We start from the raw sequence: 11,782 nt of genomic DNA on the forward strand, positions 1-11,782 counted from the left end.
TTCAACGGCATAGCTTTGGAGAACCTGCCCATGCCCATTCAGGTCGGCGAACGCCTGCCCCAGGTCACCTTCCGCGTCATGACATCCGACGGCCCCGTGGCCAAGACCACGGATGACCTCTTCAAGGGCCGCAAGGTGGTTCTCGTCGCCGTTCCCGGCGCCTTCACGCCCACCTGCCACCGCAACCACCTGCCAGGCTACGTGCAGAAGAAGGACGAGATCCTGGCCAAGGGCGTCGATGCCATTCTTGTGACCGCGGTCAACGACGTCTTCGTGCTCGAGGCCTGGGGCAAGGCCTCGGAGGCCGAAGGCATCGAGTTCCTGTCCGACGGCAATGCGGATTTCGCCAAGGCCATTGGCTTGTCCATGGACGGTGCAGGCTTCGGCCTCGGCACCCGCTCGCAGCGCTATTCCATGGTGGTCGAGGACGGGGTGGTGAAGGCGCTGAACGTGGAGGACGCCCCCTCCAAGGCGCAGCATTCCGGCGCTGAGAACCTGCTGAAGGATCTCTGATCGTTTCAGGACTGTTGGAAAACTACCCTCTCGGCATCACCGGCCTTGTGCCGGTGATCTCGATTGGAAAAGCGCAACGCTCCATAGCATCGGGATGGCCGGGACAAGCCCGGCCATGACTTCGGGGTGTTGCGCGAAAGATTAGACGCTGGCCCTCCGGCCGTTCTTCTTGAACGGCTGCATTGCGGCAACCGCCAGTTCGTCCACGCGGATATTGATCGGGTCGTCCGCGTGGCCCTTCACCCAATGCCAGGCGACGTCGTGGCGGGCGGCCGCCTCGTCGAGTTCCCGCCAGAGGTCCTCGTTCTTCACCGGCTTGTTGTCGGCGGTGCGCCAGCCGCGCCGCTTCCAGTTGTGCATCCACTGGGTGATGCCCTGCCGCACATACTGGGAATCCGTGAACAGATCGACCGCGCAGGCGCGCTTGAGGGCATTCAGCCCCTCGATGGCGGCCTTGATTTCCATGCGGTTGTTGGTGGTGTGAGCCTCCCCGCCGGAGATCTCCTTCTCGCGTCCGTTGAAGAACAGGATCGCGCCCCAACCGCCGGGCCCGGGATTACCCGAGCAGGCACCGTCCGTATAGATCATCACCCGTTCTGAGCCGCTCATGCCTCAAGTCCATATTCGCGCGCGTGCCGCACATGCCGGTGGAAATTGAGCTTGCGGTCATATTCCAGCGGATCCTTGGGCTTCACCAGCGCGCCCGGCGGCACGTTGAGCCAGTCCACCAGCCGGGTCAGCATGAAGCGCATGGCCGAGCCGCGGCAGAGAACCGGCAGCGCCTCAACCTCCTCCGCATTCAGACGCCGCACAGCCTGGTAGCCCGCCAGCATCGCCTGGCCCTTGGTGAGGTTGAACGAGCCGTCGATCTCGAAGCACCAGGCGTTGAGGCAGATGGCCACGTCATAGGCGAAGGCGTCCGTGCAGGCGAAATAGAAGTCGATCAGGCCCGACACCTCGGAGCCGATGAAGAACACGTTGTCGGTGAAGAGATCCGCATGGATGATGCCGGTGGGCAGGCCACGCGGCCAAGCCTCAGCCAGGCTCGCCAGCTCCCGCCGCGTCCGCTCGGCCAAGCCCTGGGAGACCGTGTCGGCTTGGGCCTCGGCCTGCGCGAACAGCGGCGCCCAGGCCTCGAGCGTGAGGGCGTTGGGCCTGTGCCCGTCAAAATCCTGGCCTGCCAGGTGCAGCTTTGCCAAGGCGCCGCCAAGAGCCCCGCAATGCTGGGCCGTGGGGCGACGGACCGCGATGCCTTCGAGAAACGTGATGATCACGGCCGGCCGACCGGCAACCCGGCCCAAGGGCTCGCCCTTCCGGTTGTTGACGGGAAGCGGACAGTTCAGCCCCTTCTGCGCCAGATGCTGCATCAGCCCGAGGAAGAAGGGCAGATCAGCCTCCCGCACCCGCTTCTCGTAGAGGGTCAGGATGTAGGAGCCCTGGGTGGTGTGGAGGAAGTAATTGGTGTTCTCCACGCCCTCGGCGATGCCCTTGTAGGAGAGCACCGTGCCAATGTCGTAGGTTTCGAGGAAAGCCGACAGCTCCTCGTCGCTGACTTCCGTATAGACCGCCACCTGCTACTCCGCCGCCTGCTCACGCAACTCGCGCGGCAAAGGAAAGAACACGCTCTCGTCCGCCGTGGACACGCTCTCCACATTCACCTCGTAGCGCGCGGCGAAAGCGTCGATGATCTCTTCCACTAGGATCTCGGGAGCCGAGGCGCCCGCCGTGATGCCGAGGCTTCGGATGTTGCCGTAGAGGCTCCAGTCGATGTCATCGGCGCGCAAGATCAGGCGGACGACGGGGCAGCCTTCGCGCTCGGCGACCTCCCGCAGGCGCTGGGAGTTGGAGGAATTGGGCGAACCCACCACGATCATGGCGTCGACCTGCGGGGCCACCCGCTTGACGGCGCCCTGCCGGTTGGTGGTGGCGTAGCAAATGTCCTCCTTGTGCGGCCCGACGATGGCGGGAAACCGCCCTTTGAGCGCGTCCACCATGTCCTGGGTGTCGTCGACAGAGAGGGTCGTCTGCGTCACGAAGGCGAGATTGTCGGGATCGGCCGGCTGGAGCCGGGCGATGTCGTCCACTGTCTCAACCAGGGTGACGGCGCCTTCGGGGAGCTGCCCCATGGTGCCGACGACCTCGGGATGGCCGGCATGGCCGATCAGGATGATGTGACGGCCCCGCTTGAAATGAACCTGCGCCTCCCGGTGGACCTTGGTCACCAGCGGACAGGTGGCATCGATGGCGAAAAGGTTGCGGGCTTGAGCCGCCTCGGGCACCGACTTGGCGACCCCGTGGGCCGAGAAGATCACCGGCGCCTGCGTATCAGGCACTTCGTCGAGTTCCTTGACGAAGACGGCGCCCTTTCGCTTCAGGTTTTCCACGACATATTTGTTGTGCACGATCTCGTGGCGCACATAGACCGGCGCCCCATGAATCGCCAGCGCCTTCTCGACGGCATCGATGGCACGGACGACCCCGGCGCAGAAGCCGCGCGGGGCACAGAGCAGAATGTCGAGGGGTGGCTTCGTCATGATGAGGCGATGTGGCGAGACGAGGCCCCTCCTGTCAAGCGGGAGCGACGCTTATTCGCGGTGAGGGTGGTGTGACGGCCTCATTGTCATTCCCAGCCGGAGCGCAGCGGAGGGGAAGGGAATCCATAGCACTGAGCGCGTGAGTGGATCCCCTTCCCTCGCTGCGCTTGGCCTGAGGATGATACCCTCCTCGTCATGGCCGGACTTGTTCCGGCCATTTACGTTTTCAACCGCTGCAAAGACGTGGATCCCCGGGACTGATCCCCGGATCAAGTCCGGGGACGGGGATGACCGAGAGGCGCTATTCGTGAACCTGTGCGATCAGGCACAGGACGGCCCAACGGCTGCGAATAAACGCTCGCACCTCCGCCCAAGAATCCCTAGAAAGGTCGAGCAGCTTCTCACCTCCCTGATCCCCCATGGCATCCACCGCGTCACACGTCAGCTTTCTTCCACCCATCCTGACCTTCTGCGCGGCCGCTGTCGTGGCCGTGCCGGTTTTCCGGCTGATCGGCTTGAGCGCAGTGCTCGGCTATCTCGCAGCCGGCGTCGCCATTGGGCCATCAGGCCTGAGCCTGGTGGAAGATCCGCAGACGATCGCGACCGTGGCCGAACTAGGCGTGGTGCTGCTGCTCTTCATCATCGGTCTTGAGCTGAAGATCTCCCACCTGTGGGAGATGAAGCGGGACATCTTCGGGCTCGGCTTCGCCCAGCTGGCCATCACGGCGATCCTGCTCGGCGCTGCCGCCATGGCCATCGGCTTCTCGCCGCAGGCCTCCTTCGTCACCGGGGTGGCCGTCGCGCTCTCGGCCACGGCCATCGCCCTCCAGATGCTGGGGGAGCGCAACGACCTGCCGACACCTTATGGCCAGCGCTCCTTCGCCATCCTGCTGTTTCAGGATCTCTCCGTCGTGCCGCTCCTGGCCATTCTGCCGCTGCTCGCCTCACGGGTGGGGGACCAGGGCTCGCTGGCGGACAGCCTTCTGGCGGTCGGCGTGGCGCTGCTCGGGATCGCCGCCGTGGTGCTGGTCGGCCGCTACGGGCTCAACCCCTTCTTCCGGATCCTGGCCCGCAGCGGCGCCCGCGAGGTGATGACCGCATCGGCCCTGCTCGTAGTGCTCGGCGCGGCGCTCCTCATGCAGGAAGTCGGCCTGTCCATGGCGATGGGCGCCTTCCTGGCAGGCCTGCTGCTCGCCGAATCCAATTTCCGGCACCAGCTGGAGGCCGATATCGAGCCGTTCCGCGGCATGCTGCTCGGGCTGTTCTTCATGAGCGTGGGCATGTCGATCGATCTCGCCCTCGTTCGGGAGCAATGGGTGATGCTCGCCCTTGCGGCGCCTGTCATCCTCGTGGGCAAGACGTTCATCGTCGCGGTTCTGTCGCGGCTGTTCGGCGCAACCTGGCGCGACGGATTGCGGTCGGGGACTCTTCTGTGCACGGCGGGCGAGTTCGCCTTCGTGCTGATCCCGGTCGCGGCAGGACTCGGGATTATGGCACCGGCGGAGGCGCAGCCTCTGACGGCGCTCGCCGCCATCACCATGCTTCTGGGGCCGCTCCTATCGACAATCGTCGAGCGGCTTCTCAGGAACCGTCATGGGGGCTCGGATGAGCCGGATCTCCACGGGTTGAATGTGCCCGAAGGCGAGCTCGAGAGCCGCGTCCTCGTGATCGGCTTCGGCCGGTTCGGGCAGATCGTGAACCAGGTTCTGTTAACCCAGGGCATTCAGGCGACGGTGATCGACAGCGATGTGGAGCGCATCCGCGATGCAGGCCGCTTCGGTCTCCAGGTCTATTACGGCGACGGAACCCGCCTCGACGTGCTTCGCGCCGCGGGCGCCGAGAAGGCCGAAATGATCTGCATCTGCATCGACGATCAGGAAGCCATGATGAAGATCATCGAGATCATCCATGAGAACTTCCAGAACGCCCGCAGCTTCGTGCGCGCCTACGACCGCATTCATGCCATCGAGCTCATGAACCGGGATGTGGATTATCAGATCCGCGAGGTCTTCGAATCCGCCGTCGTGTTCGGACGCGCTGCGCTCGAGGAACTGGGAACGGAACCCGAAATGGCCGCCCAGGCAGCCAACGATGTCCGCAAGCGCGACATTACCCGACTTGTCCTGCAAAAGGAGGTCGGCACGATGGGTGGCGCGGAACTCATGGTGGGCTCCAAGATTACCCCCGAGCCGCTCACGGCGCCCGCCGGCAAGGCGAGGGCTCTCAGCCCTGAGACGCGCGACATCCTCGGCGAAGGGGTCATCTGATGGACGCAAGTCCTTCGACGGAAGAACTGGGCCGGAAGGCCGATACGCCGCGCTTCGTCGTCGGTTCCACCATGCGCCATGTGCTCGTGATGACGGGAACGGGCGCGGCCGGCCTCGTGGCCATCTTCATCGTCGATCTGGTGTCGCTCCTCTACATCTCCTGGCTCAACGACCCGAGCATGACGGCCGGCGTCGGCCTTGCCACCGTGGTGATGTTCTTCACGATCTCGATCAATGTGGGCCTGATGATCCCCATCGGGGCGCTCGTCTCGCGCGCGCTCGGCGCGCGCCGGCCCGACGACGCCCGGCGCCTGGCCACGTCGTGCAGCATTCTCATGACGCTGATTGCTGCCGCGGTCAGTGTGATCGTTTTGCTCATGCTTCCCGTCATCCTGAAAGCGCTGGGCGGGCATGACCGGACTTATGACGTTGCCCTGAGCTTTCTCTGGATCGCGCTGCCGACCAATGCCGTGATGGCACTCGGCATGGGGCTCTCCACCGTCCTGCGCGCAGCGGGCGACGCCAAGCGGAGCATGTATGCCACGCTCTCCGTTGCCATCGTGACGGTCGCTCTCGACCCGATCCTGATCTTCGGCCTCGACCTGCAGTCGGACGGCGCAGCAATTACGATCAGCATCGCGCGCTTCGTCATGGCCTATGTGAGTTTCCGCTATGTGACACGCATCCACAATCTGCTGGTCGTTCCCAACTGGAGCGGCCTGGTGCACGATGCGCGCCCCTTCCTGGCCATCGCGATTCCCGCAATCCTGACCAACATCGCGGCTCCGGCGGCAAATGCCTTCTTCACGGGCGTGATCGCCCGGTTCGGCGACGAGATCATTGCGGCCTCCGCCATCATCGACCGGGTCACGCCGGTGGCGTTTGCCGGCCTGTTCGCGCTCGCCGCCGCCATCGGTCCCGTGCTGGGGCAGAACTGGGGTGCGCAGCGCTACGACCGCATGAAGCAGATCCTGAAGGATGCCCTCACCGTCACGGTGATATACGTAGGTTGCGTCTGGCTCATCCTGTTCCTCGTGCAGGTGCCGCTCACCCGGGCCTTCAACGCGCCCGAAAGGACAGCCGAGCTCGTGCAGTTCTTCTGCCAGCTCAGCGGCTTCATCTGGCTCTTCATCGGGCTCGTTCTGGTGTCGAACGCGTCGTTCAACAACCTAGGCTATCCCCTGCTGTCGACCTTCTTCAACTGGGGCCGCGCGACGCTCGGCATGATTCCGTTCGCCTACTTCGGCGCCCAGATGGCAGGTCCGAAGGGGGCGCTCGTCGGGATCGGCCTCGGCTCTGTTGCCTTCGGCATTGCGGCCATCATCACGGCGTTCTGGACAATCCGGCGCCTTGAGAGGAAAGCTGTTCCTGTTGTCTGATCCTCAGGCGCGGGCGTTTCGTTTGTGAGGAGGCTGCCATGTTCAACTGGTTCGATCTGATGCGACAAGCGCAGACCAGTGCAGCCCTTGATGCGCTCGCACGGCAGTTCAATCTCTCCGGCGACCAGCCGCAGCGGACCATGGCGGCCTTCATGCCGGCCTTTGCCATGGGGCTCCAGCACGCTATGGGCTCGAGCGATCCAGCCCGCGTGCTTCAATCCATGATGGGAGGGGCTTATCAGAATTTCTGGCAGGCGGCTGGCAACCCTTTCACGCCTCAAGCGCAGCAGGAAGGCCGCAAGCTGCTCGACCAGATCTTCGGCTCGGACGAGGTCAGCCGGCGTGTGGCGCACCAGGCGGCCGGCTATGCAGGCATCAGCGCCGACACCATGCAGCAATTGCTGCCGGTGCTCGCCGGGATCTTGGCGGGCGGCACATCCCAGTGGATGATGGCGCACACGCAGGCGTTTCAGAATTTCGCACCGTCGAAAGACAATCAGCAGGCTTCGTCGGCAGCAGCCAATCCGTGGGCGGACCTCTGGACGAACTGGATGAAGACTGCTTCGCCTGAAAAGAAGCCAGCCAATCCTTTCGAGGAGATGTTTGCCGGCTTCTTCCAGATGCCTCCGCCGGCGGAGCCGCCGAAGCCGGAGCCGCAATCCTCGACCACACCTCTCGATGATATGATGGAGAAAGGACGCGAGATGCAGATGCAGTACCTCGCGTCCCTGCAGTCGATTTTCACGAATGCCGACAAGACTGGCGGCGACAAGCCTTAGGCGCAGCGCTTAACCTGCGTCACGATCGGCACAACCGGACGAACAGGCTTCACCGAGCGATCAGGTCTTTCACCGCGCGAGTGTCGCTCGGCGCTTCGAACCAACACCCAGGACGGGTTTCGCAGAAGCGGCTCGGAAAGAGCGCACGACACATCGCTCCGGGTGAGCCCGATGTCCTTGAGCATCCGGTCGTCGAACTCGGCGAGATGCCTGATCTCGCCGCGGTGTCGGAGGGCTCTGGAGAGATCGATGAGCGAACGGACGAACTGCCCCAGAGCGGTCATGCCGGTGAAGGTCATTCTGGCTGGTATCGACTTGCTCATCGCTGTTCTCCTTGCTCTCACGTTCAGATCGTCTGCCCTGGAACGCCTTGGAACGGCCAAGTTCAGTTAAGTAACTGACTTTAATAGGTTAATTTATTTTTCCTGGAACACTATACTTGGAACGTTTCATCACTTGAAACGATTGTTTGAGATATGTATCATCAACGGGATTGATGATGAGGTTTGCGCCATGCACCTGCTCGACATTGACCAGCTGAGAACGTTCGTTGCCATTGCCGATACCGGGTCGTTCACCCGCGCGGCGGAGATCGTGCACAAGACGCAGAGCGCGGTGTCCATGCAGATGAAGCGCCTGGAGGACCGGATCGGCAAGGCGATCTTCGAGCGCGACGGGCGCCTGTCGAAGCTCACCGACGAGGGCGAGCGCCTGCTGGACTATGCCCGCCGGATCGTGCGGCTCAATGCCGAGTGCATCGCATCCTTTAACGACAACGAGCTCACCGGCCGCGTGCGCCTCGGCCTCCCCGACGACTACGCCGACCGCTACCTGCCGGAGATCCTAGCCCGCTTCTCGCGCTCCAACCCGAAGGCCGAGGTGACGGTGATGTGCGAGCCCACCCACAACCTGATCGAGCGCATCCAGCACGGCGACATCGACCTCGCGATCATCACCCATGTGGACCGGCGCGGCCCGTCCGAGATCGTGCGCATCGAGCAGTTGCTGTGGGTCACGTCATCGCGGCATGGGGTGCACGAGGAGAGCCCGATTCCCCTGGCGCTGGGCCGCCCCAACTGCGACTGGCGCCACTCGGCCACGGAAGCCCTGGAGAGCGCCGACCGGCCGTTCCGCATCGCCTATGTGAGCTGGCATTCCACCGCCGTCGGCGCGGCGGTGCTGGCGGGTCTTGCGGTCTCCGTGTTGCCGGAAAGCGCCGTGCGCCCCGGCATGCGCATCTTAGGTCCCTCCGACGGCTTCCCGGCCCTGCCCTCGTGCAAGATCGGCCTCATCCGCGCCCGCGGCGAGGAGAACCCGCTGGCGGACGCGCTCGGCTTCCACATCAAGCAGTCGCTCGACAATCTCGGCTCCACCCGCACGATGCAGCCGATCGCGGCGGAATAACCCTTATTTCGCAGCAGCCGGACGCCGCAGCACGAGCACGTTGCCCACAAGCGCCAGCACGACGCCGATGACGGCAAGCGGCGTCCACACATAGCCCTCGATCAGGGTCGAGACCGTGAGCGCCACGATGGGGAACAGCACCGTGGCGTAGCCCGCCCGCGCGGCCCCGAGACGCCGCAGCAGGGTGAGGTACGACATGAAGGCCAGCACCGACGCGCCGACCGCGAGATAGACGAGCGAGCCCACGTATTTCAGCGTCGGCTCGATGATGAATGCGTTGCCGCGCACGAGGTTCAGCGCCAGCAGCACCGCGCAGCCATAGGTCATGCCCCAGGCGGTGGCGGAGAGCAGCGGCACGCCCCGGCGCTGCACCATGGTGGAGATCATGTTGCCCGAGCAGAAGAACAGGGTGCCCATCACGCAGAGCGCCAGCCCTTGGAGCGCCGCCGCGTTGAAGCCCGCGCCGGTGATCTCCGGCCAGAACAGGAACACGATGCCTGCCACCCCGATCACGCCGCCCAGTGCCACCCGGGCCTCCGGCCGCTGCCGGAAGATCACGAAGCCGAGCACGAGGTTGAACACGGAGGCGAGGGAGAACACCACCGAGAGCAGGCCGGACGGAATGCTCAAACCGCCGTAATAGAACGAGATGAAGTTGAACGAGAACAGGCAGCACCCCACCGCCGCAAACCGCAGGTGGTCACTCAGCGCAAAGCGCACCTTGTGCCCGGTGGCGAGCACCCAGGCCCACATGAGCAATGCCGCCAGCAGGAAGCGCCACAGCACCGACATCTCCGGCGCTACCACCCCAAGCTGCGCCCGGATCCCGATCCAGCTCACGCCCCACAGGAACACGGTGGCGGCGTAAAGCCCGAGGGTCGACCCGTCGATCCGGCTCGGGCTCTGGGCGGGCATGGCGGCGGTGGCGTGGCTCATGGGGTATCCGTTCGTGTCGTCGAGCTGCCGGAATACGCCCGCCAAGCCATCAAGACAAATGATGATATCTGATCGTTTGCCCTTGGAACGGTGATGAAACGTTCCAAGGCGGAGGCCTTGGAACGCCCTTGGAACGGCTTGGAACGCCCGCTAACCCTTTGATCTTGCGCTGGAACGTCTTGGAATGCGCGTTCCTACCCAGCCACCCGCCCCTTGGCCGCCCAGGCCCGCACGGCCAGCAGGATCTCGCCGTCCGGTCCCGTGGGCAGCCGGGCGTGGAGCCGCTCGCGCAGCTCCTCCCGGGACGGCTCGGTGAGCGACATGCAGTATTTCGGCGCCGAGCCGGTGCCGCCGAGGAAGGGCGTCCAGTAATCCTCGAAGCTCTCGAACGCGGCGGTGATGTCGATGGCCCGCACCTCCACGCCCTCGAGGCCGGCGCCCATGAAAAGCTCCCGCAGCGGGCCGGGCCGGCAGACCGGCGCCTTCACCCCGTCGTCGAAGTCGAGCGCCCGCGGGTCGAGGGCGGCCGCCACATCGAAGAAGCGGCGCATGATCTGCATGTGCCCGGCATAATCCCACACATAGAGCCCGACCGTTCCGCCCGGCCGCACCACCCGGACCATCTCGGCCAGCGCCGCCGCCTTGTCGGGCAGGAAGTTCAGCACGAGCCCGGAGACCGCAAGATCAAAGGTATCGTCGCCCTCCGGCAGCGCCAGCGCATCCCCGGGCCTGAACGCCGCCCGCGCATCGGCCACCCGCGCCCGCGCCAGCTCGAGGAAGCCCGGCGCGCTGTCGATCCCGACGATCCGCTGGGGCGCGGCCCCCTCCAGCAAGGCGGCGGCCAAAATCCCGGTGCCGCAGCCGATATCGATGCAAGCCCCGCCGGGCGCGAGCGCCAGCCACTCCACGAACCGGGGCGCAACCTGACGGCTCCAGCGGCCCATATAGCGCTCGTAGGCGTCTCCCGCGCCCCACAGGCCCGGTTCAATCGGCATCGGACAAACCTCCGCGCCCCCACCGGAGAGTGTACGGCGCAGGCTCACGCACGGCAACGCCCTCACCCGAGTGACGCCAACCTTGACGGTGAACCGGCGAACATTATCTTGTTCATGGTTTGTACTCATTCGCAAAGACCCGACGACCATGACGCACAGGGACCCTGCCTCTGATTCCTCTGCCCCCGAGCTCCCGGCCCCGGCGAATCCGCGGGACAAGCTCCCCCCGGAGCGGATCGCGGAGCTGCGCGAATGGGTGGAGGGCTCCACCCTCCCCTTCAAGCGCATCGGGGTGGCGCTCGGCGTCTCGGCCTCCACCCTGTCGCGCTATGCCGCGCAGGGCGGCTGGCGCCGTCCGCCGGGAGCGGCCGCCGCGGCCCGCCTCGTGCGCCTCAACCCGGAGCCGGAGCGCCGACGGAAAGCGCCCCGTCCCGTCACGGGCGAGCGGCGCCAGGAGCTCACGGAAAAGCTCTGGCGCCTCGCCGAGCGCCACGCGGAGGAGCTGGAGGACCAGCCGATCGCCGTTGCAGGGCGCGCCCTCCAGCCGCTCGCCCGCCTCACCCGGACGCTCGGCGAGATGGACATGCACGCCCACCCGCCCCTACCGCCGGGGCAATACGAGATCGACAACCAGCCCCGCCGCAGCCTCCACGAGCTGCGCGACGAACTCGCGGCCCATCTGGAGCGCATCGAGCGCGAGGAGAAGGAGTATGACGAGCGCTATCGATGGACGTTTGAGAATGGGGCGGGGATTTGAGGAGGAGAACTCGAAGATCAGGGAAGTACTGTCAGCGTACCTTTCAACATCCTCATCCGGAGCGACCTTCAACCCGGCGCCGATCTTAACGTCTTCGGTTCTGCGTAAGACAAAGCTGTCGTGTGATGAATTAGCCCCGCGCGCAAGGTGATCTGAAGATTAACTGTACCGACTCAATTCGGGGATAAGCCGGTACGGCATTGTTGACTTACTTCCAG

Annotated in this window: 12 protein-coding genes; 6 read left to right on the forward strand and 6 right to left on the reverse strand. The window is 64.9% G+C overall.

The window, feature by feature from the left end; translation table 11 throughout:
* Positions 1–30 precede the first annotated feature (30 nt).
* The gene (locus JQC81_RS17745) at positions 31–513 is read left to right on the forward strand and encodes a peroxiredoxin (protein ID WP_203273114.1); all 483 of its coding nucleotides are present in this window, start codon (positions 31–33) and stop codon (positions 511–513) included.
* A 141-nt stretch (positions 514–654) separates the two neighbouring features.
* On the opposite strand, the gene rnhA is transcribed toward JQC81_RS17745, so the two are convergent.
* The 3 genes from rnhA to ispH are packed head-to-tail and all read right to left on the reverse strand — an operon-like array spanning position 655 to position 3,047.
* Positions 655–1,122 (reverse strand): ribonuclease HI, encoded by a 468-nt coding sequence (gene rnhA, locus JQC81_RS17750; RefSeq protein WP_203273115.1) that lies wholly within the window; start codon positions 1,120–1,122, stop codon positions 655–657.
* Positions 1,119–2,084, reverse strand: coding sequence for a homoserine kinase (locus JQC81_RS17755; protein ID WP_203273116.1), 966 nt, complete (start codon positions 2,082–2,084; stop codon positions 1,119–1,121). The genes rnhA and JQC81_RS17755 overlap by 4 nt, the downstream gene beginning before the upstream one ends.
* 3 nt (positions 2,085–2,087) lie before the next feature.
* Positions 2,088–3,047, reverse strand: a complete 960-nt coding sequence (gene ispH / locus JQC81_RS17760) for a 4-hydroxy-3-methylbut-2-enyl diphosphate reductase (protein WP_203273117.1) — start codon at positions 3,045–3,047, stop codon at positions 2,088–2,090.
* Positions 3,048–3,466: 419 nt separating this feature from the next.
* Here ispH and JQC81_RS17765 point away from each other — a divergent pair, with 419 nt between their 5' ends.
* From JQC81_RS17765 to JQC81_RS17775, 3 genes are read left to right on the forward strand one after another with little or no spacing between them, the layout of a single operon-like run.
* Positions 3,467–5,314, forward strand: a complete 1,848-nt coding sequence (locus JQC81_RS17765) for a monovalent cation:proton antiporter-2 (CPA2) family protein (protein WP_203273118.1) — start codon at positions 3,467–3,469, stop codon at positions 5,312–5,314.
* Positions 5,314–6,693: an MATE family efflux transporter gene (locus JQC81_RS17770; RefSeq protein ID WP_203273119.1), complete on the forward strand. Its 1,380-nt coding sequence runs from the start codon at positions 5,314–5,316 to the stop codon at positions 6,691–6,693. The genes JQC81_RS17765 and JQC81_RS17770 overlap by 1 nt, the downstream gene beginning before the upstream one ends.
* Before the next feature lie 38 nt (positions 6,694–6,731).
* On the forward strand, positions 6,732–7,472 hold the full coding sequence (locus JQC81_RS17775) for a DUF937 domain-containing protein (RefSeq protein ID WP_203273120.1): 741 nt from the start codon (positions 6,732–6,734) through the stop codon (positions 7,470–7,472).
* On the opposite strand, the gene JQC81_RS17780 is transcribed toward JQC81_RS17775, so the two are convergent.
* Positions 7,469–7,795 (reverse strand): DUF1127 domain-containing protein, encoded by a 327-nt coding sequence (locus JQC81_RS17780; protein WP_203273121.1) that lies wholly within the window; start codon positions 7,793–7,795, stop codon positions 7,469–7,471. The genes JQC81_RS17775 and JQC81_RS17780 overlap by 4 nt on opposite strands.
* Positions 7,796–7,985: 190 nt before the next feature.
* Between JQC81_RS17780 and JQC81_RS17785 the strand changes: the two genes are divergently transcribed.
* Entirely contained in the window at positions 7,986–8,876 is an 891-nt protein-coding gene (locus JQC81_RS17785; protein WP_203273122.1) for a LysR substrate-binding domain-containing protein, read from the forward strand.
* A 3-nt stretch (positions 8,877–8,879) separates the two neighbouring features.
* Here JQC81_RS17785 and JQC81_RS17790 read toward each other — a convergent pair whose 3' ends face one another.
* Positions 8,880–9,812 carry a DMT family transporter gene (locus JQC81_RS17790; RefSeq protein WP_203273123.1) on the reverse strand — a complete coding sequence of 311 codons (933 nt, stop codon included), beginning with the start codon at positions 9,810–9,812 and terminating at the stop codon, positions 8,880–8,882.
* A 194-nt stretch (positions 9,813–10,006) separates the two neighbouring features.
* On the reverse strand, positions 10,007–10,936 hold the full coding sequence (locus JQC81_RS17795) for a class I SAM-dependent methyltransferase (RefSeq protein ID WP_246520506.1): 930 nt from the start codon (positions 10,934–10,936) through the stop codon (positions 10,007–10,009).
* Between the two features lie 19 nt (positions 10,937–10,955).
* Here JQC81_RS17795 and JQC81_RS17800 point away from each other — a divergent pair, with 19 nt between their 5' ends.
* Positions 10,956–11,564: a hypothetical protein gene (locus JQC81_RS17800; RefSeq protein WP_203273124.1), complete on the forward strand. Its 609-nt coding sequence runs from the start codon at positions 10,956–10,958 to the stop codon at positions 11,562–11,564.
* Positions 11,565–11,782: the final 218 nt, after the last annotated feature.

This window comes from Microvirga arabica (assembly GCF_016811235.1).
Taxonomy (GTDB): Bacteria; Pseudomonadota; Alphaproteobacteria; order Rhizobiales; family Beijerinckiaceae; genus Microvirga; species Microvirga arabica.

Bases quoted from the DNA above. Each gene is read 5' to 3' on its own strand.
- JQC81_RS17745 (WP_203273114.1), top strand. From the start codon at position 31: ATGCCCATTCAGGTCGGCGAACGCCTGCCCCAGGTCACCTTCCGCGTC.
- rnhA (WP_203273115.1), bottom strand. From the start codon at position 1,122: ATGAGCGGCTCAGAACGGGTGATGATCTATACGGACGGTGCCTGCTCG.
- ispH (WP_203273117.1), bottom strand. From the start codon at position 3,047: ATGACGAAGCCACCCCTCGACATTCTGCTCTGTGCCCCGCGCGGCTTC.
- JQC81_RS17765 (WP_203273118.1), top strand. From the start codon at position 3,467: ATGGCATCCACCGCGTCACACGTCAGCTTTCTTCCACCCATCCTGACC.
- JQC81_RS17770 (WP_203273119.1), top strand. From the start codon at position 5,314: ATGGACGCAAGTCCTTCGACGGAAGAACTGGGCCGGAAGGCCGATACG.
- JQC81_RS17775 (WP_203273120.1), top strand. From the start codon at position 6,732: ATGTTCAACTGGTTCGATCTGATGCGACAAGCGCAGACCAGTGCAGCC.
- JQC81_RS17780 (WP_203273121.1), bottom strand. From the start codon at position 7,795: ATGAGCAAGTCGATACCAGCCAGAATGACCTTCACCGGCATGACCGCT.
- JQC81_RS17785 (WP_203273122.1), top strand. From the start codon at position 7,986: ATGCACCTGCTCGACATTGACCAGCTGAGAACGTTCGTTGCCATTGCC.
- JQC81_RS17790 (WP_203273123.1), bottom strand. From the start codon at position 9,812: ATGAGCCACGCCACCGCCGCCATGCCCGCCCAGAGCCCGAGCCGGATC.
- JQC81_RS17795 (WP_246520506.1), bottom strand. From the start codon at position 10,936: ATGAGTACAAACCATGAACAAGATAATGTTCGCCGGTTCACCGTCAAG.
- JQC81_RS17800 (WP_203273124.1), top strand. From the start codon at position 10,956: ATGACGCACAGGGACCCTGCCTCTGATTCCTCTGCCCCCGAGCTCCCG.